This window comes from Gimesia fumaroli, from assembly GCF_007754425.1.
Lineage (GTDB): Bacteria > Planctomycetota > Planctomycetia > Planctomycetales > Planctomycetaceae > Gimesia > Gimesia fumaroli.
In genome coordinates this window covers 7,002,984-7,029,293 of sequence record NZ_CP037452.1, presented here as the reverse complement: position 1 = coordinate 7,029,293, position 26,310 = coordinate 7,002,984, and the positions used below count along the sequence as shown (strand labels likewise).

At 49.8% G+C, this 26,310-nt stretch carries 15 protein-coding genes; 5 read left to right on the top strand and 10 right to left on the bottom strand.

Going from position 1 to position 26,310, the window contains the following annotated elements:
- Positions 1-321 precede the first annotated feature (321 nt).
- The 3 genes from Enr17x_RS26480 (at position 322) to Enr17x_RS26470 (ending at position 12,754) form a co-directional block, all read left to right on the top strand.
- Positions 322-3,843, top strand: coding sequence for a hypothetical protein (locus tag Enr17x_RS26480; RefSeq protein WP_145313008.1), 3,522 nt, complete (start codon positions 322-324; stop codon positions 3,841-3,843).
- A gap of 84 nt (positions 3,844-3,927) precedes the next feature.
- Positions 3,928-11,994, top strand: a complete 8,067-nt coding sequence (locus Enr17x_RS26475) for a hypothetical protein (protein WP_145313006.1) — start codon at positions 3,928-3,930, stop codon at positions 11,992-11,994.
- Between the two features lie 76 nt (positions 11,995-12,070).
- A complete protein-coding gene (locus Enr17x_RS26470; protein WP_145313004.1) occupies positions 12,071-12,754 on the top strand; it encodes a metal-dependent hydrolase in 684 nt (227 codons plus the stop codon).
- Here Enr17x_RS26470 and Enr17x_RS26465 read toward each other — a convergent pair.
- The 6 genes from Enr17x_RS26465 to Enr17x_RS26440 form a co-directional block, all read right to left on the bottom strand.
- On the bottom strand, positions 12,745-13,101 hold the full coding sequence (locus Enr17x_RS26465) for a Rieske (2Fe-2S) protein (protein ID WP_145313002.1): 357 nt from the start codon (positions 13,099-13,101) through the stop codon (positions 12,745-12,747). The genes Enr17x_RS26470 and Enr17x_RS26465 overlap by 10 nt on opposite strands.
- A gap of 17 nt (positions 13,102-13,118) precedes the next feature.
- On the bottom strand, positions 13,119-14,354 hold the full coding sequence (locus Enr17x_RS26460; protein WP_145313000.1) for a DUF4350 domain-containing protein: 1,236 nt from the start codon (positions 14,352-14,354) through the stop codon (positions 13,119-13,121).
- Entirely contained in the window at positions 14,326-15,051 is a 726-nt protein-coding gene (locus Enr17x_RS26455; RefSeq protein ID WP_198000823.1) for a DUF4129 domain-containing protein, read from the bottom strand. Before Enr17x_RS26455 ends, Enr17x_RS26460 begins: the two co-directional genes overlap by 29 nt.
- Before the next feature lie 71 nt (positions 15,052-15,122).
- Positions 15,123-16,040, bottom strand: coding sequence for a hypothetical protein (locus tag Enr17x_RS26450; RefSeq protein WP_145312997.1), 918 nt, complete (start codon positions 16,038-16,040; stop codon positions 15,123-15,125).
- The gene (locus Enr17x_RS26445; protein ID WP_145312995.1) at positions 16,037-17,104 is read right to left on the bottom strand and encodes a stage II sporulation protein M; all 1,068 of its coding nucleotides are present in this window, start codon (positions 17,102-17,104) and stop codon (positions 16,037-16,039) included. Before Enr17x_RS26445 ends, Enr17x_RS26450 begins: the two co-directional genes overlap by 4 nt.
- Positions 17,097-17,987, bottom strand: a complete 891-nt coding sequence (locus tag Enr17x_RS26440) for an RDD family protein (RefSeq protein WP_145312993.1) — start codon at positions 17,985-17,987, stop codon at positions 17,097-17,099. Before Enr17x_RS26440 ends, Enr17x_RS26445 begins: the two co-directional genes overlap by 8 nt.
- 343 nt (positions 17,988-18,330) lie before the next feature.
- Here Enr17x_RS26440 and Enr17x_RS26435 point away from each other — a divergent pair, with 343 nt between their 5' ends.
- A complete protein-coding gene (locus Enr17x_RS26435) occupies positions 18,331-19,461 on the top strand; it encodes a prenyltransferase/squalene oxidase repeat-containing protein (protein WP_145312992.1) in 1,131 nt (376 codons plus the stop codon).
- A 33-nt stretch (positions 19,462-19,494) separates the two neighbouring features.
- Here Enr17x_RS26435 and Enr17x_RS26430 read toward each other — a convergent pair whose 3' ends face one another.
- Together Enr17x_RS26430 and Enr17x_RS26425 are read right to left on the bottom strand one after the other, a co-directional pair.
- A complete protein-coding gene (locus tag Enr17x_RS26430) occupies positions 19,495-20,223 on the bottom strand; it encodes a creatininase family protein (protein ID WP_145312990.1) in 729 nt (242 codons plus the stop codon).
- Positions 20,224-20,312: 89 nt separating this feature from the next.
- On the bottom strand, positions 20,313-20,774 hold the full coding sequence (locus tag Enr17x_RS26425) for a GNAT family N-acetyltransferase (protein ID WP_145312988.1): 462 nt from the start codon (positions 20,772-20,774) through the stop codon (positions 20,313-20,315).
- Positions 20,775-21,081: 307 nt separating this feature from the next.
- Here Enr17x_RS26425 and Enr17x_RS26420 point away from each other — a divergent pair, with 307 nt between their 5' ends.
- Positions 21,082-22,338: a hypothetical protein gene (locus Enr17x_RS26420; protein WP_145312972.1), complete on the top strand. Its 1,257-nt coding sequence runs from the start codon at positions 21,082-21,084 to the stop codon at positions 22,336-22,338.
- Between the two features lie 96 nt (positions 22,339-22,434).
- Here Enr17x_RS26420 and Enr17x_RS26415 read toward each other — a convergent pair whose 3' ends face one another.
- Positions 22,435-24,729: a hypothetical protein gene (locus Enr17x_RS26415; protein ID WP_145312970.1), complete on the bottom strand. Its 2,295-nt coding sequence runs from the start codon at positions 24,727-24,729 to the stop codon at positions 22,435-22,437.
- A 159-nt stretch (positions 24,730-24,888) separates the two neighbouring features.
- Complete coding sequence (locus tag Enr17x_RS26410) at positions 24,889-26,301, bottom strand: sulfatase family protein (RefSeq protein ID WP_145312968.1); 1,413 nt, start codon at positions 26,299-26,301, stop codon at positions 24,889-24,891.
- Between the last annotated feature and the right edge of the window lie 9 nt (positions 26,302-26,310).

The window sequence follows — 26,310 nt, the reverse complement described above, 5'->3', positions numbered from 1 at the left end:
GGGGTATGAGAAGTTCAAAGAGAGTTACGAGGGTCAATAACAGACGTGGCTCCCTCTGTTCGAGAACCCGACGTCAATCGTCTTCTCAGAGGACAAGTGAACTCAGACAGGCTTGTTCTCTCTATTTGTTTCATAGAAAATTTTTCATTTTTTTCGCAATTTCACTCGTCTCACTTACGTCCAATCTTCCAGACAATATGCGAAAAAAACTATACTGGCTTCTATAAACTCTGAATTTAACGCTTTTTACGCGATCATCCTGTTTGTTATCTCTTTTCACAAAAGGACAGGGGATCGAATAATGTACAAAAGGTGGGTGATATGCGATACCTGAGATTCACACCTCGATTCATTCTGTTTGGGGTCATGGCGTGTGCCTTGATGGCGGGGCCCCGTTTTTCGTTGGCACAATCTGTGGTAGAAGCAGATAAGCCCGCCATAGGCGAAAAAGAGAACTCAACCGAAAAACAGGATGACTGGGATCGCTTGATCTACGTCCCTTTTAAAAATATCAAGGATGTATTCGACAAATCGGACGCAACCATTTTCATGCCTTATCTGGAGTACTTAAAACTCTGGTCAGAGTCGGCCGGGCTGGGCAAAGAGGGGGGAATCCAGTTTCCCGTCAAAGCGGTTGTCACCAGTGCTTCCTATACAGGAACCGTTGAAGAAAATGTGGCCCGCATTCAATGTGAGTTGACGATACAAGTGATGGGCGATCCCTGGGTCGAAGTCCCTCTGCGTTTTGGTGATGCGGCGATTGGTAAAGTGAGTTCGGCGAAGTCCAAAGTCTTTTTACGGGGAACCGGTAAAGGAAGCTACTCGCTATTACTCTCAGAGAAAGGCGCGCATCAGGTTCAGATCGAACTGCTGACACGGGTGAAAAACTCACCGGAAGGGCGGAGTTTCCAGTTTGTCTGTCCAACGGTAGGAATTACCACGCTGGAATTAACCATTCCGGAAGCCGATCAGACAGTCAAAATCACCCCCCAGTTGGTTCGCTTGCCTGCAACATCTCCCCCCAAGTCAACTCTCGTCAAATCAACATTGGGAGCCACAAATCAAATCAGCGTGCTCTGGTATCCCCGCGAAAGTACCAAACCGGAAATGGATTTACTGGCCAGTGTCGAGAACTCCACACTGGTCTCCATTCGTGATGGTCTGGTTCACACACAGACATCATTGAAGTATGACGTTCTCCGAGGAGATCTGCAGACGGCACGCATCGCGGTGCCTCTTAACGATCGCATTCTGGATCTCTCTTCTCCGAATGCGAAAATCAAAAGCTGGAAAGTAGAAAAAGCCGCTGATCGGCAAGTGATCTCGGTCGAATTCCTCAACAAGCTCCAGGATGGTGCCTTAATTCAAGTGCACACCGAAAAAGAGATCCCGGATGATCCGTTTGAAATTCTTGGTTTAACCGATTCTGCCACGCACGGGATTCATGCTCTGGACGTGATCCGGGAAAGCGGTCAGATCGCCATTGATCCTGGTGAAAGCATGACGTTTTCCGTCACGAAAATGGAAGGGGTGACCCGTAGTGAAGCTGCAGGCATCCCGGCAAGCATTCAAAGAGCTAATGCCGTTTATTATCGATTCTTTAATCCGTCAGCCCAGTTACAGATTAGTGTGCAACCGCTGGAACCCAGAATTTTTGTCAACCAGTTGACCGAGTGTTTTTTCGGCGAAGATGAAATCAGGTTGGGAGCGCAGCTCGATTATGATATTCAGCGAGCGGGTATTTTTTCATTCCAGTTGAAAGTTCCCGAACCATTGGTGATCGATTCGGTCAACGTTGCAGGATTGAAAGAATACAATTTTGACAAACAATCGCGGCTGCTGACGATTTCCTTACTACAGAAGTATCAGGGAAAACTGAAGCTGCATCTCCGCGCTCATCAGGATTTCACTCAAGGGGAGCAGGAATCCAAAATCAACGTGCCCTTACTGGAGCCAACAAACATCGAACGGGAAACTGGTCAGGTTGCCATTTATGCGCCGGAATCGATGGAGTTGATCATTAACAACCCGGATGTCGTGGGGGCTCAGCCTGCGACCAATGCCAGAAGATCGCAATCCGGAAATATGTCACTGGCATCATTGTGGGATTACAACAGGCGGCCGGTCGTGATTCCGGTTCAGATTCGCATCAAACCAACGAGACTCATTGCCGACGTCGCCACCAGCGTTGACGTCAAAGAGCAGATAGCAGAAGTCACAACCCGAATCTCCTATCAGGTGCAGTATGCCGGCATCGATACCTTTCGCTTTGCAGTACCGGAAGCGATTGCTGACCTGATCCAGATTCGCTCCCTGTCTGCGGCTCCTGCACCGTCGATTAAACAAAAAAGCCGTTCTGAACAAGCTGTTGACGGGTGGGTCACCTGGACGGTAACGACACAGCGGAATGTACAAGGACCTTATATTCTGGAAGTACGCTATGATATTACGCCGGGCTTGCTGGCATTGAAAGCCAAGCCTGCGAAAGAAGGCGACTCCGCTGGGGAGGCAGAGAAAGCGGATGAGAAAAAGAAAGAAAAAAATGAGGACGATTCGGGCGAAGTCGCACTGAAGAAAATCAGTTTACAACCTGTGAAAGTTCTGGGGCTGGAAAAATCGGATGATAACAAACGCTCTCGCGATGTTCCGCTATCTCGCGTCTACGGAGAAATTTCGATCCAGAAATCAAAAACGCTTTCTGTCTCGACTTCGCAGCTTGATGAACAACTCGATCCGATTGATATTCGCGAGTTGAAGTTATTGCCCCAGGATGGATTTCTGGCGTATCGTTATTTCACACAACCGGTCATATTGGAACTGGCATCCACACGACACAAAATTCAGGAAGTCGTTGAAACGATCATTCTGAAATCGCTGGTCGAGGTCGTGGTGAGCAAAGAAGGGCGTTCGACTTATCGTTGCCGCTACTTGATGAAATCGAGTGAACGACAGCAATTGAAAGTCGCGTTACCCGAAGGGATGGAGCCTTTAAGCGTCACCGTCGCCGGCCAACCAGTTCCTTTGGAAAAAGATGAACAGGGCCAGGGTGAAAAAGGCTGGTCCACCTACTTTGTGAACGTGGCCCGCGATCAAGCGTCCGATCAGGCGTTTTTGATCAGCCTGTTGTTTACAAAAGCTGTTCCGCGAATTACTGACTCTCCTGGAGGAAATTTAACACTGCCATTACCTCGATTTGGTGGAACGCAGGCAGAGAATGTAGTGGTTCAACAATTAAGAACTGCCATCTGGGTCCCCGATCAGTATGCACTGGTGAGTCTATCTGACGAATTTGAACCCGAGAACAAACCCTATCTCTCCGGTATCATTCCTAAACGTGGTGGCAGCCCCATTCCTGGCAGTCATTTTGATTCCTGGATTGGAAAGACCGCTGGTTCGCTCGTCGATTTCCCGACGGAGGGCCGTGCTTTTACTTATAGACGTTTGGGTGACAGCAGCGAAATCAGCGTTTCCTGGTGGAAGCTCTCTGTACTTACCTGGGTCTTAAGTGGCGCTCTGGTGGGGATTGCCATTGTGATGCGAAACCGATGCTGGCAGAACAAATTGACTCTGCTGATCTTTCTGGTATTCATTCTGGCGATGTTCTCATTGACCAATGCTAATCTCGTTTTGAACGGTGTTTACGCCGCACGTTTTGGAATCCTCACCATGCTGGGGCTGTGGATCATCTATTCGTTCTCAGGACACCGTAAGGGAATGCCCGCGTCGCATCCACGGACCGGCTCACTCGATTCCAAAACCGACAAGGCAGGCTCAACGGCTGCTGTGATACCACCGCCGGGCATCTTTGATGAATTCCTGGATGGTCAATCGGACAAAAAATAGCCCGGCGACAGTTCAGACAGCGATACCGTTTTGTGACATGATTCAAAGACTTACTGTGAGCGACAAACTTCAATGAGGTTCGCCATGATTCAGAATAAAATAAATCGAACCGCGTTTGGAAAAAACCATCGACGGTTCCCGGTTCATCCAAACCGTGTACCGGGCTGGTTGCTCACTCTATTGAGTTGCTGCGTCTGTCTGACACTCGTCTTTCCGCAGACCACACTGGCACAAAAACCGGCTGCCCAAAAAAGTGTGATCGTTCCCGCTCCGAAGAAATGGCCGAAAACAGCCGTTTATCTTCCCGTGGACCAATTGGACGCTGTCATCGCCCGCGATCGTAGTGGCGTGTTATTGCCACGAAAACAGTATGAAGCCTTAAAAAAACAGGCCGATACAAACACGGGAGGCATCGAACTTCCGCAAACCAATGCCGTCATTTATGCAGCCGACTATCAGGCAAAAGTCGTCGACCATCAAATCGTCATTGAAGCAACAATTTCCTTTCGGCAGTTCCAGCAGAAACTGACAGTGATCAATCTCCCCTTAAATGGACTGGCAATGGAATCGGCGACCGTAGATCAACAGCCGGCGATGATTGCGCGGTCATCAGGGAAATCTCAGTTATTACAGTTGTTCAACCAACGGCCAGGCGAGCATCAGTTGAAACTGCAAATGTCGGCTGCATTGAATTCTGTCGGCAGTGATCAGGTTGCTCAATTCCAACTGCTGCCACAGGTTGCCAGCCGCTTCAAAATGGAAATCCCGGCCAAACAACATCTGATTGTCAACGACCTCAAAGTCAAATCGTCTACGCCGAATGGACAGAAAGGCGTTTATGAGTTTCCCATCGGCGGTGAGGCACAGGTCAGTTTGAAAATCACCGAGCAGACCCGGGAGCAGACCAATGATTCACTGATCTTTGCTCGCAGTGGCATTGGTGTTTCCGTCAGCCCGGGAAAGGTCGCCTGGCAGGCACAGACAGCACTCAATATCTATGGACAGTCGCTGGACCGGGTAGTCCTCAGTGTGCCTGAAACTCTGGAAATTGTCAGTGTGGAATCAACGGGCCTGGAATCATGGGCGTTGAATGACAGCGTCAAAGACAGCAGTCGCACCGAAATCACTCTGAATTATCGGCAGCCCATTGAAGGGGAACGGCAGATTGTCTGTCGCGGCGTGATGACAACCGAAACAGAAAAATCGTGGAAGGTTCCCGATCTTGCGATCGAAAAAGTCAACTCGCACGTCGGCTCTGTTTTGATTCGCTATCCACTGGGAGTGCGGCTGCAGGTGGAACGAACCAATAACGTCAGACGTAAAGCACAACCCCAGCCGATCCCTCGCAAAGGATCGACCGGACGCAGCCTGACCAATCCCGGCCTGGATTTTGATTTCTGGCAGCAGAAATTCAACATCACTCTAGTGACTCAGGAAAAACGTTCCGAAGTTCAGATGGCGGCTTCGACCGCGGTCAACATCAATGAGCAGGGGATGGATTTGCAACTCCTCACAACAGTGGAAAGCCTGTTCGCACCGATGTTCGAGTTTCAGATGAAAGTTCCCGCCGAGTGGACCATTCTGGGAGCAACTCTGCAAAACAAACCTGTCGACTGGAAAGAATCCTCGCGAGAAGCAGGTACGAAGTTCATTCGACTTCCTTTTTCCAAAGCACTGCCCGCGAATACGGAAGCCAAAATTGTGGTGACAGCACATCGCGATCTGGATAACTGGCCCCCTGATGCAGACAGTCAATTACTCGATCTGCCCAAAATTGAATTGCCGCAGGCGAAAATTCTGGAAGGGTCGCTGATCATCAATGCGGAAAAAGACTGGGATCTTATTCCCAGTAATTTAACCAATCTGGAACCGATGCAGGAACGCATTCCCAATATGCGGTTTGGGTATCAGTACCAGGATAATAACTATGCAGGCAGCCTGATGGTCTCCCGCAAACCACTGCAGTTGGCGGCTCACCATTTGCAATATATACGCCTTGATCCCACTACTCTGTTTTCCCATTTCGAAGCGACTCTGAATGTGGAGCGTGGCAGCTATCGCTCATTAATGGTGGCGCTCCCGGAAAATGTGGGAACTGACTTGCAGTTCCGCTTGATTAAAACCGCCGGCAAGATTATCGAACAAGTGGCCGATGAACCGAAGAACGGCGTCCGCGTCTGGACATTGAAAATGGATCGCCGTTTAAGTGGAAAACAGATTCTGGTAGTAACGGTCGAACAACCACGCAAAAAAGGGGAAGTCGTCAAGATTCCTCAATTGCAGATTATGTCTGCCGATCGCCAGTATGGGGAAGTCGCGTTTGAAGCAGAAGGGGATCAGCGTTTGAAAATCCAGGCAACGGGCCTCCGAGGACAATCGCTGACCGCCATTGATGCCGCGGAATTACCGATGCCGGTTGCTTATCAACCACGAGAACGAATCGTAGCCGCTTACCGCTTTGTCGGCGTTGGACACGAGATTCAGGCGGAAGCGACCCGCTTCGATCAGACAGCCGTTCCCACAGCCATCGCACATCAGCTGGCATTGAAAAGTGTATTGGGGCATTCCGGCGAGGTTCAGAATGAAGTACTGCTGTCCTTTTCCGCAGTCGGCATTCAGTCACTCCAGGTCGTCTTGCCGGATCAAGGCGAATTACTTTCGGCTCTGGTGAATGGGACTCCAGTCGAAGTCCGTAACACGGGCGAGGCGTTTATTGTTCCGATTTCGTCCGACTCACAGTCTGACGGCGTTCATTCTTTGAAACTATTGTATGATGCAAACCGCGCGCCGGTGCACAAAGCAAAACAGTTTTCACAAACGCCGCCACAGTTAGCAGTCATCGATGGCACCGGTGAAACCCAGCCATTGAAAATCCTGAACCAGTCCTGGACCATTCTCTATCCCGATGAACTCTTAATTACCGAAAGTTCAGGAGACTTTGTACCGGAGCAATCTTTAATGCGTCCGGGAATGATTGAGTACCTGCGTCAGCAACTCGCTTTGCTTTCACTGGGCGATCTCATCTGGAGGTTGATTTGTGTATTCATGGTTGCCGGAATCATTTTGATCGGAATGTATCTATTCCGTAAAGGCAGCGTATTCGATGCAGCCTCGATGATTGTCGGCTTTCTGATTCTCTGTATCCTGTTTGCTTTGATGCTGCCCGCCGTCCAGCAGTCGCGAGAAGCAGCCCGACGTTCTGATGCACGAAATAATGCAATATCAATCGATCCGGCAACCGCACCAAATGATGGTTTTAGTCCGGACCCAGACGTCAAATTTCGACAAGGTTCCTATGCTACCGATATGCCTGCGGAAGAAGCGAGGGACCAATCTCAGGCAACGCCTGCATTGCCTGATCTCATAGAAAATGAGGCCACCCCGAAACCCGCTGCTAAAAAAGAGGATGCTTTCAAAGCCCCTTTACTTGTCCATCCGGGAGACCTGGCAGAGAAGCCCATGATTGAAAAATCCAAACGGCGGATTGAAGGAGGGAAGGTATTTCAACGAGGGGCAGGTATCACGATCACCAAAAACGGTGAAGCGGAGTTTGAAGGAATGGCCGCCGGTGAACCAGCGACAGACATTCCTGCCAGAGCTCTGGGAGGACGGTTGTCAGTGGAAGCCCCCTTGCCCGAGCCTGAGGGATTTCGGTCGCTGGCGTTTCAATATTATGGGGAACCACAACAGAAACCGTTAGCATTAACCGTATCATTACTGCAGCGACAGCGGAGTCAACGGATCTACCTGGCGGTGATCGTCGGCGTGCTCTGGTTGTGCTGGCTGTTGCGCGGGCTTTCCTGCATTAGAAAACTGCTCTTCACCTTGATCGGGATTCTGGTGCCCATTGCCTGTAGTGCGCTATTTCCTGTCTGGACTCAAGAATTCCTGGATGGCATTTTTACGGGAACCATTCTGGGGGCCTGCTTCTGGGGTTTCGACTGGATGGTCCGTCAGGTTCGTTCTGAGTTGAAAGAGATGATGGGTTATCCAGATAAAACGAAGGCAACCATCGCATCAATCATACTGCTGGGTACGTTGATGAGTGATCCTGCAGCAAGTTTTGCACAGAAGAAACCTGTCGTCAATCCTCGCCCACCTCAGGATTTGATTGTACCTTATGAAGTCGGATCAGATCCTTTAAGTGCGCAGCGGATCTTTCTGTCACGTGACGAGTTCAAAAAGCTCTGGAACGCGGCTCATCCTGAACAATCCATGGATGAAACAGCTGCCTCTTTGGGAGCTGTCAGCCAGGCACTGTATGCCGCACAAGTCAAACCGGGTGCGGAAGCTGGGCAGGCCGTAGTGCATGTTACGGGCCGTCTGGTGATCCATACGGTTGGCAAACAACCGGTCACACTGCCACTCCCATTGGGAGTAGCGGCGATCAGCAGCGCCCTCTTAGATGGGAAATCAGCTACATTATTGGCACATCCACAACATCAATTCAGTAAACAAAAAAAGGCGGCACCGCATTTTTACTCTCTCGTGATTTCGGAACCAGGCCTGCATCTGCTGGACCTGGAATTTGATCTTCCCGCACAGCAGACGGGCCCCGCAGGCAGCTTTCGTATCAATTTGAAGCCGGTTGCCAGCGGTCGATTGACACTGGAACTACCGGATAAGAATTCACAGCTGAGTATCACCGGGACCAGAGCCTCTTATCGCAAACAGACCACAGGCGACAAAACGATGCTGGAACTGCCCGTGGATCAGGGAGGGGAGATTCAAATTGCCTGGAGACCCGCAGAAGAACGGGGCGCGATTCAGGGAATCGTGCATTGTCAATCAACACAGGCAACCATCATTCAAGATGCCGGACTGGAGCTGCAGAGCACGCACCAGTACCGCATCCGGCAGGGGCAAATCAATCAGGCCAGTTTGAAGATTTCGGAAGATTTGCGGATTCAGTCAATCACCGGCCCCGATGTGGGAGGCTGGGAAATTGTCGGCTCTGGTGATGCCCGCCGCATCAAGATCTTTTTAAGGCGTGATGTCAAAGAGACAACGACCGTTAATGTGGTCGCCTTCCAGCCTTTATCAATTGGAAAACAGTCGCGGGCCGTTAATCTACCTCAGATGGTCCCCGAAGAGATTACCAATGAAACGGGGACGGTGGGCGTGTATGCCGAGTCACAGTTTCAGGTTCGACCGGATGAAATCACGGGGGCGATTCAGATCGATACCGGAAAATTCCAAAATCCGGCAACATCTTCCCCGCTCCTGAAGATTGCCGGACAGAACCTGAGTCCCCAGTGGGCTTATCGATTTTCCCGGCGGCCTTTGACACTGCGATTTTCTGTCTCGCGTCGGCAACCAGAGAAACAAGCGATTGCGGAACACGCGGTGCTGGTTTCGCCACGCAAGATGAGTCTTTCCAGCCGGGTCCGCTATCAATTAAAGGGAATTCCCGAATCCACGTTTGTCATGGAACTCCCGGAAGACTACCTGGTACTCAACGTCAATTCAGAAGGCCTGGATGACTGGTATATCATAGAGCAGAACGCTGATGATATGCGGGTATTGGTTTTCGAATTTAAAGAGTTAAAAACCAAACAGGTGGAGATCATATTTGAGGGGGTTATTCCCCGAGAAACAAATCAAGCAGTAGCCGAAGTCATGATGCCGACACCGCTCGAAGTATCGTCCGTTCGCAGCGATCTGGCAATCTGGTGTGATGAATCATTAGTAGCCCGTGCACCTGAATTAAACGACTGGCGATCGATTTCCGCTGCTGATTTATCTCCTGAACTGAAAGCACAACAAAGCCGCCTGCCGCAATTTGCATTTCGATCGACGGCCGAACTCCCTGAGTGGATTAAACTGGCACTGACGCCGGCCCAGCCGGGCGTTACCGCCAATTCCCTGGTGATGACCACGGTGGGGAATGTTTCGGTGAGCCACACGGTGGCGATTCGCTGGTCGATTCAAGGGGCTGCAACTAGCGTGTTGTCATTTGCGACTCCAGCCTGGTTAGGCGAGCATCTTGATTTTCGGGGTAAATCGATTCGGCAGGTGGATAAGCGGGTGATCGGCGGTAGCGTTGTTCAATGGACCATTTATCTGCAAGATTCGGTCGAAGGATCTTATTTCATCACAGCCGATTCAACGTTGTCTCCCCCCGACTCCGGCCAAATTGAAATTCCGCAAGTCAGGATCATGGATACCAGTAGCAAAGTCGATCCGCAGACAACCGAACTTGAAACACAGCAGCATTTTCTGATGCTGGTCAATCACTCGTGGGCACGCCTGTCATTGTTGAATCAGGACAGTCTGATTTCCGTAGATCGTCAAGAAGTGCCTTTGGTTATCAATGACTCTCTGGCCAATCAGGCGATGGAACTGGCACGGATTATTCCGAATGGCAAACCGCCGCTGTATCAGATCCAACAGTTCCAGGCTGACCAGGGTGCCGCGGCTGCCGTTAATATGGCAGAGCTGACCACAGTTCTGGCGCATGATGGTAGCTGGAAAACGCATGCCGACTATCGAATTCGAAATCGGTCACGACAGTTTCTGGCAGTAAGACTCCCCCAGAAGACACAGGTATTAAGCGCCTTTGTAAAGGGAGTTCCGACAGCTCCTGTACTGTTAAAAAGAGACGCAGCGAAAGCAGAAACAAGCTCCGATATTTATCTACTGGCATTACCCAAAACGAGTGCCGCGGATCTTTCGTTTTCAGTCAATCTGATTCTCTCTGGACGGCTGCCCGCATCCTTACCCAAAGGGGCCTTTCGCTGGCAGTCAGCAGACATTGATTTACAACCACCCCAAATCGTGATCCCGGCTGAAGATGCCGAGTATGGTATTCCCGTCGCGCAAACCAAATGGTCGGTTTACGTTCCCGATGAGTATGCAGCGACTGCACTGCTTGATGACCCGCGCACGAATATGACGCCTGTGGAACCAGTGAATGGCTATGGTGCCGATGACATCTCGCTGACCAGCATGGCCAAAGATGTGGAGAATTTGTATTCGGTGTATAGCGGCAGTAAAAGTGACCGCGTTCGCAGTCGGGCGATCAAAAATCTCAAGCAGTTAGAATTGAAACTGGATCAAAGTTCGACGCTGGATGCCGGTCAGCAGGGTCAGCGTATCAAGCAACAGATTGGCGAGATTCAACAGCAAGAGAAACAACGTCAGGCACAACAGCAGAAGATCATTACGTTTTCACAAGGCCAGGGGCAGAGCGGACAGGTCGATTTCGACTCAGAAGAGACATTTAACCAGCTCGTGATCGGGAATAGAGCCACGTTATTTGACGCGAATACCGATGGATTGACACAACAGAGCGGGAATCTACCTGCAAAACCTCAGTCAGGCAAAGCACTGGAATCGAAATCGGAACTGAAAGGTTTCTATTTCAGCAAAGGATCTGACAAAAAAGGAGGGGCTAAAGGAAAAGGCGTTCCGCCCCAAGCGGTTGACAGCCGTGCGTTGAGACGAAAACAAAGTTTAAAGAATGCCAACGATCAGGGTCAGTCTCAACTGGGTATGCAACAGCAGGCAGCAATGCCGAATGCGGCCCCATCCGATTTCAGCGATCGAATCCAATCTGAAGCTTCAGCAGAGATGGGAGGAATCGGAGGGAGTGCTCGATTTGGTAATAGACAATCAGAACAGAACTCTACACGATGGTCATTGCCAACACCCTCTACCAACATTCCTCTGGGAGGCCCCGCCAGCCTTAAATCACATACAATTCGAAATCTGCAGTCAAATACTTTACCAACTCCCGTCGAATCGATCATTGTGAATGAAGTGGCCGGCCAAGGACAACAGGCCGCCTGGACTCAGGCAGGCGGAATTTCCCTGCACTTTGATATTCCCCTGCATGGTCACAAGCTTGTGTTTACCAAGATCAACGGGCAGCCCAAGCTGGCACTAAGCGTCCGGCCGGAAAACACCTATGAATTTGGTGGGGCGCTGCTTTGGACAGTTATCTGGACCTTGATCCTGATCGGTTTGATCTGGTGCGTGTCCCGGAATATGCAATCTACTGCAGCTCAGAAAGGACTGGCGATGCTCTTGACTCTGGTTGGTTTAACAGGCTGGTTATTGCTCTCGGGAATGATTGCGGGGCTGGCGATTTGCTGTTTTATTCTCGGAGCAATTGGTCTGGCTTATCTGTATGTGAAACAAGCTGCTTGAAATCAATTGTCATTCTGTAGTATCTTGCAGATGTCAAATTCAAGTTAACTTCTTCATCCATTCCTCAGAGGCTATCATGGCAACGAAGATCACCTGGCTGGGACATTCTGCCTATCAAATTGAAACCACCGGTAAGACGATTCTGCTGGACCCGTTTCTGACTGGAAATCCCAGCGCCGCAATTTCGGCGAATGAAGCAACCGCAGATGCGATTATTGTCAGTCATGGACACGGCGACCACGTTGGTGATACGGTTGACATTGCCAAACGAACGAATGCCCTGGTGATTGCCAATTTTGAAATCATTGACTGGATGGGCAAACAGGGTGTGGAGAATGTACATCCGCAGCATATTGGCGGCGCACACCAATACGAGTTTGGAACCGTCAAACTCACAATCGCCCATCACGGCTCGATGCTGCCTGATGGCAGTAATGGCGGCAGTCCTTGTGGAATTCTGTTGAAATTAACGGATGGTACAATTTACTTCGCCGCAGACACAGGCCTGTTTTATGACATGACTTTAATCGGCGAAGAAGGGGTGGATCTGGCGATCTTACCCATTGGCGATAACTTTACCATGGGACCTGAGGATTCGATTCGGGCAACTAAGCTGATTTCTCCCAAACGAGTAATGCCGATGCACTATAATACCTGGCCGCTGATTGAACAGGATGCCGCTGCGTGGGCAGAACAAATTCGGGCACAGACCACAGCTGAACCAGTCCTGTTGGAACCGGGTGAGTTCTGTCAGCTTTGAGACTCGTTCGATTCGGTTTCCTCAGTGGGGAGTTCAAGCCCAACCTGGATCTCGTCCCCTTCAATGCGAACGGGATAAACCGGAACGTGCAGCTTCGACTTCGGATTATCGAGCCAGGTGCCGTCTTTGATACAAAAACGCCAGGCATGCCAGGGGCAGGTAACAGCGCCTTCGTCATCGACGTATCCTGTAGAAAGCGGTGCTCCCTGATGGGGGCAGAAATCGTTAATGGCGGTATATGTTCCCTGTTTCAGGAAAACGGCGACCATCAGTCCTTCGATATGAAACGCACGGCCTTCTCCTTCAGGGATCTCGCCAACTTTGGCTATAGTATGGTAGGTAATCACGAAAACGCTTTCATTGTTTAATCTTTAGAATATCCAGGTTGCGCTGCCTGACGGATTTTCGACAGCTTACGGATGAAGTCACCCATTTGATGACGATCAATTTTTTCAGACTTGGAAAGTTGGGCTGCCTGCTGCAGGAGTGATTTGATTTGTTCCGGGTCTTCTTTCATCCGCCGGGCGATGGGATCAATCACTCGATGTTCTTCTCCCCGAAAACTCCTGAAATGCAGCTGAGTGAATAACTGCTTGATGTAGGCGTAGAACAAATCTCGTCCATTTCCTTTTTTATAATGTAGATTCCCGACATTGTCCGTATGAGACACGATGTTATGTCGCGGGAGAGAGTGGGATGCAAGTATCGGACCAAATCGGACACTCCGCCACCAGCCATAAATCAAAAGCGTAATCAACAGCTGGATTGTTAAAGGCCGGAAGGTCGGGTCAATCAGCAAAGCGACGACTTTCGAGGTTCCCGAGGCATTCAATGATTCATCAACCACAACATAGTCGGCGGCTCCAGCAGATTCAATCAATCGATATGCGGGAACGCCCCCGCCATCCACCATGGATTGATTGGAAAAAATTTCAGAGGAAGCAGCGACAACGATCTCACCGCTGCCGTGTTTTTGCTTTAGAGCCTGCTTTGTTTCACCCGCTGTAATAAGTGTCTCTCCCATTAGAGATTCGACCAGCGCATTGGTCTCCCAGAGAATGGATGAGGCATCAGGAAAGATGGTCGTAGCCTGACTCTGTAGCAGGGCGTGGTCATCTTTCTCGGTGAGTGAAAAACTTCTCTCATTTTTCTTTTCTGATTCCATACGCGGAATATTTTCACGCTCGGTTTCATCAAGATAACGGACTTTGATCTCTAACGGAGTGATTTCAAATTCCGGATGCTGGTGATTTGCTGTAATCACCAGTCGTCCTCCCTCATTCACCCAGGCAAGCAGTGATGACCACTCGAGCGGGCTGGGATAACGAGCTGGCCCGAGGATACAAAGTGTTTCATCAACATCCAGAGATTGAAGCAACACGGTTAGCGGAACCCGGTTTCGTTCCGCGCCCAGTGTTTCTGTTTCCAGCAAAAGGTAAAACGCTTTTTTACCACTGGCAGACGAACTATAGGAGTCGTCCAGCGCACCGGTACCAAACTCCGGGAACCAGAGGTGCAGTGGCAGTAATAAGCATAGAAAAAACAGCCAGATCCAGCCGGCGTTTTTTCGTTCACGCTTTTTTCTGGAAGGCTGATTCATAGTATTGGAGTGTACTTTCAAAGTGTTCTCTGGTGGCTTCGCGCCGTCCGAACCCCAGTGGTTCATAGGTGCGAATGATTTGACGAAATGAATCGCCGGGTAAACCGTGAGGGCGGGCGGCACGGAGGTAATCGCGATAAGTCAGGCCTTTTCGGAATCGAATCCAGCCTGCACGTTCTATAAAACTCATTGAACCATAGATCAACTGAACGATGGCGTTGTGATAGTCGCCAGTCTGTGCGAGTTCTTTGGCGCGTGCGAGGTAGATTGACACCTCACTCTCCGCGGGTGAAACAATCTGTTCGAACGTGACTTCTCCCTGTAAGTTGCGTCCGTCAGACTCGTCTTTGATTTTCCGTATGTATTTAAATCCTATCAGGGAGCGATAGAGCAAAAATAGAATTAAACCACAGGCACAGATAACACTGGCATAGGACAATACCATAATGAGATATCCTGCGATCCCGGAAATCACCCGTGATGATTGACGGGGCTTTGACGGCGGCGGATCTTTAATCAGATCTTTCAGATCAAAGGGCGCGTCACCGGTAATCTGGCGCTCCCGCGTCAGGTGGCGAAATTCCGGACGGTTCAGGATTTGTTTTGTATCTCGTTCGAGCATGCCCCGATCGGGGGAAGAGAGATCCATCGATTGGGTCTCTGCCGGTTGCGCAAACACGACCGTCGAAAAAAACATCAGACAGACTGCCGTTAGCAGTATGCACACCATTCCTTGCCGTAAGCGCTGAAAAGAGTTGCCAGGGAAATTCATGAGCTGGTCCCCCGGGAATTCAGTTTCTGAGCCACTTCCACCATCCTGAGTTCCATATCCCAACAATCAAGGCGGACTCGCAGATCGATATAAGTAAAAAACCAGGCCAGTCGACCGATGGGATAAACCAGCAGAATGAAGCCAGTCAGGACGGTTAAGACACGTGGATCCGTCGTCATTAGCAGCAGGATATTAGTCAGTGACTGGTCGATATTATCCGCTTCAAATAGAAACGGAATTTGCCCGATCAGAATCGGATAGTCTAATAGCTTATAGGAGAGATAATCGAATGTAATAAAGAGTACCAACGTCATGAGGTAGCAAAAAAAGAACGTCCAAAACCCTCGTGAAAAGAGTCGGCCAAAATCATGCGAAATCAGATCTTTGGTACGATGATCGTGTGAGGTTCCTTCCTGAGACGCGACACCGGCAAAACGGAGAGACGCCTGTTCTGCCCGAAATCCATTTCGCAGAGCCAACCAGATCCCGGGAAAGAAGAGATAGATCAATCCCGCCAACACCAGAATATTTCCAGAGAATAAGATCAAGGCAGGGCCGATAAAGAATAGCCCACGATCAAACAGACAACGCAGCATTAACGGGATCAGCTTCGGATTGAACTGGCTCCGCAAGCTGCGAAATCCCGGCTCCTTGCCAAACGTAAAAAGAGCCGTGTTCCAGGTAAGCAGGACTCCCAGCGGTGAAGAGACGAAATAAGCGACTGTGATTGCCGTTCTGATATCTACCAGAAAATAATAGCTGAGCAGATAAACCAGGATGCAGGCGGGGATAGCAAACAGCGCCCAGAGTTTCAGAATCGAGACCAGAAAGCGACCATAAAACATGATCGCCAGATCCACACAATTGAAGCCCTTTCGGGGGACCAGCGCGATGTTGACGTTTTCAAATCTCATCCCTGCGGCCCCCGGTTACTGAGTGGCCTGGTTTGAGGCGTTGATTGCAGGCCAGCAAAGCCCAGATAAAAAATCACGATCAACCAGAGCCCGCTGCCAACAATATATTTCACGCTACTGGGAATATCAGACGGGGACCAGAATGCCTCGATGAACGCTGCGATCACCAGCATCACGGCGGCTCCCCCAGCGATCTGTACGGCTTCGAGGCCACGTACCTGCAATGATTGAAATCGGGTTCTCTGACCAGGATGAATCAGGGCATTACCCAACATCAGGCCAGCGCCTCCCGCCACAGCGATCGCCGTTAATTCAAACGAGCCATGGGAAACCACAAAGCTCAAAAAGCGTTCTCCATTCCCCTGACTGACAATATAACCGGAGACGGCCCCTAAATAGATCCCATTAAATAACAGCGTATATACGGAACCAATCCCCAGCAGAATTCCCAGTGCAAAGCACTTCAAAGCGATACCGACATTATTGTTGATATAAAAGCCGGCCATCGAGGCACGCTCGTCTCCAAAACTTCCGAGCGGAATGTCTTCAGTCTCATCTGACTCCTGTTCCTCTTCGGTGGACTCTTCCGCGTTTGTATTGAGCGGGCTGTCTTTCCCATACATTTGATCAAATCGTGACATCATTTCCTCAGCGATGACTCTGTTTGCCAGACTGGGGTTACTTTGCACCACAGCCCAACTGATCCCCATCGGCAGAAAAAACAACAGGCACGCAGTAAGAAAATAACCAATGTTGGCACGAAAGAGCCGGGGAAATTCGAATGTCAGATAATGATAGACGCCGGCAAGATTAGCGGGGGGGGCGCTGTAAAACACGTTATGGCCGCGGGCGACCAGATCATTTAAATAGGCATTCAGATCCTGTCCCCAACCTCTTGATCGGATCGTGGCTAAATCATGAGAGACTTCGCGCAGCAATTGTGAAAAATTCGAAATTTCTTTTGCCGGTAATTTGGAAAGCGATCTTCTGGAAGTACTCTCAAGTAGCGCTTCGAAACGTTTCCAGTGCGGACGTCGTTCGTGAATGAATTTGTGCTTATTCACGGTTCCCCTCCACAGGAGAGCCATGCCTCTGATAGGCGTCGACCGCTTCCTGTTCCTCATCCTCTTTTTCAAAACTGAAAGTCTTATAGACGGCTGCCAGAAATGCCATGGGATAATGAGTCACTTTTTTGGGGTCACCCGAATAATTCAAGCGTTCTGCCAGACTCTTGGCCAGAATAGCCGCCAGTGCATGACCACGATCATAAGTCAGAACGTGTCGGCGTCCAATAAATTCGTCAATCAGAGAGAGGACTTCATCGCGGGGCAGGAAACTGCCGATCTCATTTTTATTCAGCGGCTGAATTTTATCGAGGATGACCGGCTTGCGCGGCAGCGTCAGCGAGCGTTCCTGTACCACGACGGTTCCCGCGACCAGATCACCCAGTCTTTGAAAACGCCGGGTCAGCAGCATGCTGGTGATGCCGATGCCATAAAAGACAATCGCATCTGCACTGCGAACTAGATTTCGCAATAGAGCAGGCCAGAAGGTAATGGGATAACCTTCTTCACGAATCACACGCAAACCACAAAAATGCTTCCCGATCGACTGACCTTTAAAGAAGCCTTCAGAAATAGTGTAGTAGCCCCAGGTATTCAAGAACATCAATACCAGAAAGACCCCCATCGCGGTACCTGGTAAGACAATTCCCACCATCGGCGTGATTACCAACATACCAAATACCAACAGCACCCGGATGATTAAATCAATCATATACGCAATATAGCGTTGTGCCGGGCCGGCGAGTTGATAGGTCAGGATCACATTTTCCGGTGTCTCAATCTGCATTTCCAGACCAAGCACTTTACGCCCGCGGAAATCATCCCGCTGTGGAATGTCGGCGGCAGCATTGGATGTCGCAGTAATCGTCATGGTCGCAGTCATGAAACACAGATGTCGGATTAAGATTTCGGGGAAGAAAGTCCTGTGAGAATTCCCTTAAAGTACAGTGATTATAGACCAGAGTCCGTAGTGTTATCTATACACACGCGTTTTTTTATGAAATCTGCATTTCACTGTTTTCTAACCATTGTGCGTCTGGATATAATCAGCCTGTACCCGCCGGAAAATCATACGGAGTATCATCCAGGCTGAGCGACGTCGATTCGGTTGCCGTTCTATATCAAAACGCATCCTGGACGGCTGATTTGTTATCGCCCCTGTATCTGAATTCGATGATACATTTCCCATATTTGAAACAGTTCAAAGTAAGAGTGAGGATCAATTGATGTTTTTGTCTCAACGTAATCTAAGAGCCGCCAGCCTGTGGTCTCTGCTTCTGACCGGTCTGGTTTCTACCGCAGTTGCTGCGGAACCGGTTTTGAGCGATGCCGATTTGCAGACTCTGAAAAAAGAACAACAAAAGGGAATTAACTATCTAAAAAATAGTCAGTTGGAAGATGGGCTGTGGACGACCGAAACGGTACCCGGCATCAGTGCTCTGGTTACCACCGCTTTACTGGAAAGCGGCGTTCCCGCCAGTGATCCTGTGGTTACCAAATCCCTCAAACGCCTGGAAGGCTTTATCAAGAAGGATGGCGGAATCTATTACGCGAAGAGTAACCATCGTAACTATGAGACCTGTATTTCCATCATGGCATTCAGTGCCGCCAATCAGGGGGGACGTTACGATTCCATCATCAAAAATGCAGAGAAATTTTTACGCGGCCTGCAGTGGGATAAAGGGGAAGGGCTGGAGTCGTCCGATACCAGCTTCGGAGGTGCTGGCTATGGTGGCCATCAGCGTCCTGATCTCTCCAACACACAATATCTGATTGAAGCACTACGTAAGGCGGGCGTGAAATCGGATGATCCGGCGATTCAGAAAGCACTGGTTTTTGTCTCACGCACGCAAAATCTGGAATCGGAACATAATACGACTCCGTTTTCATCCAAGATCAATGATGGCGGTTTCTATTACACGCCTGCCGCCGGTGGAACATCACAGGCTGGGAAGACTCCCGATGGCGGCCTGCGTTCTTACGGCAGTATGACATACGCGGGATTGAAAAGCATGATCTATGCCGGGGTGGATCAGAATGATAAGCGCGTCAAAGCAGCAAGCGAATGGATTCGTCGCCATTACTCTTTAAAAGAAAATCCAGGAATGGGTCAACAGGGGCTCTACTATTATTTCAACACGTTTGCGAAAGCACTGAATACCTTGAAGGTAGAGCAATTTAAAGAAGCGGATGGCACGGTCCACAACTGGCGTGCGGAACTGATTAATCATCTCGCCAGTTTGCAGCACGAAAACGGAAGCTGGACAAATAAAGCGGAACGCTGGTATGAAGCCGATCCGAATCTGGCAACCGCGTATGCTTTATTGGCACTGGCGCAGTGTGAGCCTGCAAAATAAACAGACACGCCACCTGTTCCCCCGTTTGATCTATTAAGTATGAAACGGGGGAATCTCGGCTTTATTTGTTCCCTCTATCATACCTGCCACATACTGTGAAACCTGCTTGACGATTTCATCAATCATAATCTGCCCCGCTTCTGCCGAAGCTTCTAAGGGTTCTCGATCTTCCTGATCCTGCATTGCGTCGGCACGTACATTTTCGGGGAAGGCGGCCAGCGCAAAGGCAGTCTCAAATTCCTGGGCATGACCGGGCCAGCGTTTGGTTTTCAAATTCGCCAACGCCACATCTTCGGGTAACAGATTCCAGTACGATTCAAAATGCAGGTTGATCTCCAACCGTTGTTGAAACTGCCCCCACATTCCCAGGCAGGGAGCAATATTCCCGCCGTGTCCATTCAGCACGAGAATATTATTAAAACCAGCCTGATGCGTACTGCGAATCGTATCAAACAACACGCTGAGCCAGCTTCCCGGTAAGGCTGACAACGTTCCCGGATGTTTCATGTGATGCTCGCTGATACCGATGTTCATGGAAGGTGCCACGATGACTTCCGGCGCCAGCAGCCGGGCCGCTTCTGTTGCCACCAGCATCACGCTTCGCCAGTCATGCTCCATCGCCAGATGTTCCAGATGCTGTTCGGTGGCGGCGACAGGAATGATACAGGCTTTTAACTCACCTGCTTGCATCCGCTCGCGAAATTCCCGTCTGGTATGTTTATGTAGCAGCACTTCACTGGGCTGACGATTTGATTCCGACATTGATTGATTTCCTGAGAATGATTCATGAGCAAAGAGTCGCGTGCGCGCGGTTCTTGTCTAACTGGTATATCATCTACAATCGGAACGAGTCAACGTTCCAGCATTTTTTCCATGACCTGGTACCCTGGAAAATCGAAACCGATTTGACGGTAGGTCGCTTGTGCGCGTTCGTTTTCCTGTTCCACATACAGACGCAGCCCCACGACATCCGGATTGGACTGTGCCAGAGATTGAACATGGGCAGAGAGTTGCTGAAAGACTCCCTGACGTCGGAAGGTCGGATCAACATAGACACTTTGAAACCACCAGAATTCTCCATTACGCCAGTCGCTCCATTCACGCGTAAACATGACCTGACCGATGACACGTTCCTGATAACGGGCCACGTAGTAACAGCAACCGCGGGCGTCCCCCAGCGATTCGACAACTCCGGTTCGGACCAGTTCTCTGTTCAGCGACTTGGCCTCCGTTTCCTGAGCCAACTGAATGTTAAATTCAGTAATTACCTCACAGTCGTTTAGAGTTGCCTGTTCAATTTGGATATCCAGCATCAATAATCCTCTCGGAGATAAAACGGAAATGATGATCGAGTTTCATAATTCAAACCTAACATTGTGGTTGTGATGAAACAAGTTGCGATAAGGTTTCAGATTGAGGGTATAGCTCACAAATGATGATACCGCCCCAAGTTTTTTCAAATGTTCTCGCTTTTCTTTCAATAATGGGAAAACTTCGCAAGTAAATATGGCGATACTAGGTAATACAGCGAATGTGGTTTTGCAAGGATGCATAGTGAAACCTTACAGGATGTACCACTTTTTACGTCCGTGTTAAATCATAATGCTGGGAGATAGAGCCTTGAGAAGTTCAGGGGAACGACAATATCGATTGGACACCAACGCCCGGTTCTCGCCTGGTCAGAATAATACCTGGACGATGATGTTGATGGGTGTGACGGCAGGCCTGTTGGGCATGTACTTCATGGTCGCACGTCCGATGCTGAGCCAGATTGATCACCTGCAGACAGAGTTGGTCGCTGTCCAGCAGGATATGGATAAACTGGTTGGTGCGAAAACCAGTGCCTGGCAGGTCAACAATTTGCTGAGTGTTTTAAATTCTCAGGCAAAACAACTGACCCAGGCTCAATCTGCGGTGGCAGAGTTGCGAGACTTGCGAATCATCCTGGAAAAGGAGTCTGCGAAAACAGAACAGGCTCTGGTTGCTTTTCAGAAGATCAGCGATTTCCAAAAGCAGGTGGTGCAACAGGATGCCTTAACGTCGAAAGCCCGAGTGACGTTGGATGAAATGCTGGCGATGCAGGACCAGTTGGCTTCTCAGACGGCCCAGACCAAACTGACGCATTCCACCTTGGAAGAGATGGTCAAGCTGCAAAAAATGGCGATGGATCAATCAACGGGTATCAAAGATGCCAAGACCGCCTTTACTGAATTCACCCAATTCAAGCAGCAGATCGAAGATCAGTCTCAACAACTGGACGCGGCTCGTGAAAACAGCAAGAAGATGATTGCTCTGCAGGAAACTCTGGCGGCTCAAACCGAGCCGATTGCTGCCGCACAAAAAACGACGCAGCAGTTGATTTCACTGCAGGAGACGCTGACGAACGAGGATGTGAAAGTCGCTGAAGCCGGCACGAACCTGCAATCGCTGATGACGATTCAGGCTAAATTGCTGGCAGAGACGGGACGCGTCGTTGATGCTGTAGAAACGCTGGAAGTCCTGGGAGACCTGCAGGATCGGGTGCAGGAACAGGTGGCTTCCATGAAAGGCATGCGACGGGAGTTACTTGATATTGTCCTGATGGAGAGCACGGTCGCGAAAGCAACCAAAATCCTGGAACCGTTGGCAGAGCTCGGAAATCTGAGCCGGTTGAGTGATGCGGAAGTGCGGGAAGCAGCCCGGGTGATCATGGATCAGCGAGATACCCGGATGGGCAAGAATTCTCCCCAGTTCCGCCGCATTCATCGGGATCGGCTTCCCTCCCGCACATCAAAACTGATGCTGGATGGCAAACCCGTCTTCCACGAAGATGAAAACAGCAACAGCAGTGGTATCATTGAGAAACTGGTACCGACCCCACCTGCTGAAGAAGAGTGAACAGTCTCCTGGCTGAAAGTGGCTTGAACTAAAACAGGGCATGGATGGTCCATGCCCTGTTTTGATTTACAGACTTACGGAAACGAAGCATCGTTTTTAATTCTCTTCTTTCTTTGCTTCGGGTTTCTTTGCCTCCGGTTTTGATTCTGGCTTGGCTTCTTTTTTCGCTTCCGGTTTCGCGTCTTTCTTTACTTCCGGCTTCGCACCTGGTTTTGGAGCAGGAGTCGGCTTCGCTTTTTCAGGAGCGGCTTTCGGTTGAGCCTTCTTGAATTCAATCGTGCCGGAAACAGGAACCGAAGCAACCTGGAAGACATCTTTGGAAAGTTCTCCCTGTACGAAAACAACGAAGTGCAGTTTTTCCAGAGCGAGAGGCGCTCCTGTGAAATTGGCCCCCGATCGTTCTTCAAAAGCAGAGAGATAATCGGTGAGACGTCCTTTAAAATCGCTCAATGGCACTGATTTTGTCAGAGAGAGTTTTCCATCGACGGCAGGAAAACCGCTTGGTTCGCTTAGCATGGACCGCACGATCATGTCGTGCACGTTAATGCCATTCGGTGCGTCAAAAGTTAATTCATCTTCCGCAAGTACCGCGACCAGACGCAGAGGCTCTTTAATTTTATCCGTACCTGAGACATTGGCCTTGAGATCCAGTTTCCCATCTTTTGCGACAGCAGACAGATCAATTTTGACATCCGTCGTTTCGGAAAGTGCCGGGATCAGGGCTTCCAGAATCTGTTGATAAGAAGATTCAACCTGTTCTACGCCACCCGCGACTCCGGGAACTGTTTGACCATTCAAATTGGTCGAAGGTGTTCCACGGTGATTGTAAAGAATAAACCGTGCTTCCGAATCCGTATTGGTCAGGGGGTCGGGAGCAGGGATGTGCTGGTGATAACGAAGCACAATGACTTTTGACTCGGGAAACGAAGCTTCAATCACTCCCGTTGCGAGGTCTGCTGCGACGCAAGGCGGGCAGGAAGCGCCGGTGAATAATTCAATCAGCGAGACACGGTTGCCTTTCTTTAAATCAACGTCTTTGGCTTCTTTGGAGACATATCCCTCTAGAAACCGCTTGAAAGATTTCGTCAGATACTCGTCGAGGCCTTCTGTAGAACCGTGTTTCTTTTTCCAAAGTTCAGTTAGAGTATCTCGAGGATGTTCGTATTTCACTGCTCCCGGGTTTTGTTTGGAAACAGCGATCAACTGCCGTTCCCGGCCCGTCAGTGGTGAACCTGCCAGAACCCCTAAATGATCAATCGCTTTATCTACACTGCCGTGCGATTTTTCAAAATTCACCAGTTCAGTCAGTAGTTCACGATTGTGGGGATGCTTTTTCTCTTCCTCCTGAAGCAGTTTTCCGGCTGCCTGAATCTGTTCTGGCTTGTCGGATTTCAGACCAACCCGTGCTTTGGCCATAGCAATTTCCAGGTCCCAGCCTTTGAGAGGTGTGACACCATCTTTAAGCAACTTCTGTAACTGGTCCAGGTATTGAGTCGCCAGGCCGGAATCAGAGTCGCTTCGGGCCAACATTGAACTCACACTGACCAACGCACTCGCTTGTTGACGTTTACCCCAGGTATCAGCCGCATCCAGATAACGAGCGATAATCTCTTCCAGGGTTTTAGGTTCTTTATTCTGACTCAACCCAATCGCGATCAACGCCGGATACGCGTCCATCGTCAGCGGAACCGTTTTCATCTTTTGTGTGAAATCGTTCAACTGCTCGAATGCATCTGGAGATCGCATTGCCTGCATTAATTCCTGCGCACCAGGTGAGGGCACTGGTTCCTTGATGCGGGAAAGGTCTTTTTCAGGAGTTGGCAGCAAGAGAGCGGGGGTCGCACTTTCATTATTGAAAGCGATCGTCCCCAGAATGGCGCCTTTCTCCAGCTTTCCCTGGAAATTCAAACGGACAAATTCTTTTCCGTCGTTCAACAGACTTTCTTCAAATTCGACTGTCGTTTCCGTTGCTTTGGAAGAGACGATTTTTCCCGGTGCGACTTCTGCTCCTTTGGAGATCAATTCTACAGCGACTGCGGCAGGTTTCTCTTCTGTCTTCTTGTCTGCGTCTGCAGCGGCTTCCGGGGGAGTGATTTTAAACAGATACAAAGGCATCATCTGCTGTTGCTGTGGCAACATTAATACCCAATTGCCTTTTACCGTTTTTGGTAACTCGGGCATTTTCGGCTTCTCGGGCTCTCCCTCTTTCTTTTCATCTGAATTGGCGGCAGTCTCTGTTTCGGAGGGTGCTCCTTTTTCAGAATCCATGGGAGTCGATTCATTTGTCGACGAGGCGGTAGCATTTTCAGCGCTTGGTTCTGAGCCTTTCTGGCAGCCAACGGCAATTGTCAGCAGACAGAGTAACAGGCTAATACGAGAAATCGAAAGCATATTTGTCCTCAAAAAGTTAAGTGAGATTGATTCCCAAAGCGGTTCGTATTCTGGTTTTATACGAATTCCGTTTGAATGTTGATGGATATTAAATAAAAAACGCCAATCTTCTCAAAATAGAGCAAGAAACAATTGTTCTCATCAAAAGGACTTATCTTATTACTGATAAGCAGGTTCGAGAATTGGATCGTGGATCGATTTCTGCCAGTCAATCAGTTGTTGCTCCAGCGAATCCGCCGTTTTTTGCCATTTTGCGTTGGTACGTCTCCGAATCAGGTTTTTCGTTTCCCCGGGATCCGCTTCCAGATCATACAACTCATCCATTCGTTTGGCGCGATAATGTTTCACAAATTTGAATTGGGGGGTTCGAATCATCCGCATATAAGCCAGCCCGTTGTTATGCAGGTCATACTGACCAAACAGAGCGGTCCTGCTTTTGACCGGTTTCCCAAACAGCAACGGGGAATAGTCGATCCCATGTAACGCGAGGTTCTCAGTTTCGGGTATCTTGAGGGCACCCAAGACGAACTTGAACATATCCACGTTCGAGACCATTTCATCAAATTGTGTTCCCGGCTCGATGACTTTGGGCCAGCGCATGACCAGCGGCACCCGGATTGAGGTGTCCCACATGTTGGGTCGTTTAGGGCCAGTCACTCCTCCGGCAAGCCAGTGACCGTTTCCTTTGGTACTGATACCATGCCGCCCGTTGTTATAGCCATGATCACTGGTAAAAATCACCAGTGTATTATCTGAGAGTTGCAACCGGTCAAGTTCTTTCAGCAGCCTGCCGATGTTACGGTCGACTGATGAAATACTGGCATAATAATCCTGATTCGATTTCTTGATCTGTTCCGGAATCACTCCTGGCGTAATGGGAACATCGATGTCCATTCCCTGATAATGGGCCGCATCCTGTTCGGGAACGGGACCGTAGGGAGTGTGCGGTGCGCGAAAATGCAGGCAGAGGGCAAACGGCTTGTCCTTGGATTGCTGCAGGAACTGAATGGCGTCGTCCACCAGCAGATCGGGCAGGGGACCTTTCCGCTTTTTCGTTTCACCATTGATTTCCAGCGTGGGATCCATGGGACGTGTCCCCCCTGAGAGAAAGCCCATGAAGTGATCGAAACCCATCTGCCTGGGATGAAACCGATTCTGCTCGCCGAGATGCCATTTCCCAATCAAAGCAGTCTGATACCCGTTTTTCTGGAGCACCTGCGGCCACGTTGTTGTAGCCAGGCCCAAGCCGCTCTTTGCTTCATCGGGAGAAATATAATCTGTAATTTTGAGTTCGGTCGGGTAGCGTCCCGAAAGAAACGTCGCGCGGCTGGGTGAACAGACCGGGGTCGCGACAAACGCATTCATAAAGACTGCTCCTTCACGACCAATTTGATCCATGTGAGGAGTTTGAATTTGTTTGTTTCCATACAGGCCCATGGCCCAGCGTCCCTGATCATCGGTGACGATCGAAACCAGATTCGGACGCTCCGCGGCTTTACAGAGCGTCACACTACTGAATGGGATGAAAACCAACATCAGTAATGAGCAGAACGCATAAGGATGTATTTTCATCTTTAGTAT

What these genes read in the sequence shown, in the direction of transcription:
- Enr17x_RS26415 (WP_145312970.1), bottom strand. Translation starts at nt 24,729, where the DNA reads ATGCTTTCGATTTCTCGTATTAGCCTGTTACTCTGTCTGCTGACAATT.
- Enr17x_RS26470 (WP_145313004.1), top strand. Translation starts at nt 12,071, where the DNA reads ATGGCAACGAAGATCACCTGGCTGGGACATTCTGCCTATCAAATTGAA.
- Enr17x_RS26410 (WP_145312968.1), bottom strand. Translation starts at nt 26,301, where the DNA reads ATGAAAATACATCCTTATGCGTTCTGCTCATTACTGATGTTGGTTTTC.
- Enr17x_RS26450 (WP_145312997.1), bottom strand. Translation starts at nt 16,040, where the DNA reads ATGAGATTTGAAAACGTCAACATCGCGCTGGTCCCCCGAAAGGGCTTC.
- Enr17x_RS26430 (WP_145312990.1), bottom strand. Translation starts at nt 20,223, where the DNA reads ATGTCGGAATCAAATCGTCAGCCCAGTGAAGTGCTGCTACATAAACAT.
- Enr17x_RS26440 (WP_145312993.1), bottom strand. Translation starts at nt 17,987, where the DNA reads ATGACTGCGACCATGACGATTACTGCGACATCCAATGCTGCCGCCGAC.
- Enr17x_RS26460 (WP_145313000.1), bottom strand. Translation starts at nt 14,354, where the DNA reads ATGAATCAGCCTTCCAGAAAAAAGCGTGAACGAAAAAACGCCGGCTGG.
- Enr17x_RS26425 (WP_145312988.1), bottom strand. Translation starts at nt 20,774, where the DNA reads ATGCTGGATATCCAAATTGAACAGGCAACTCTAAACGACTGTGAGGTA.
- Enr17x_RS26455 (WP_198000823.1), bottom strand. Translation starts at nt 15,051, where the DNA reads ATGTTTTTTTCGACGGTCGTGTTTGCGCAACCGGCAGAGACCCAATCG.
- Enr17x_RS26480 (WP_145313008.1), top strand. Translation starts at nt 322, where the DNA reads ATGCGATACCTGAGATTCACACCTCGATTCATTCTGTTTGGGGTCATG.
- Enr17x_RS26475 (WP_145313006.1), top strand. Translation starts at nt 3,928, where the DNA reads ATGATTCAGAATAAAATAAATCGAACCGCGTTTGGAAAAAACCATCGA.
- Enr17x_RS26435 (WP_145312992.1), top strand. Translation starts at nt 18,331, where the DNA reads ATGTTTTTGTCTCAACGTAATCTAAGAGCCGCCAGCCTGTGGTCTCTG.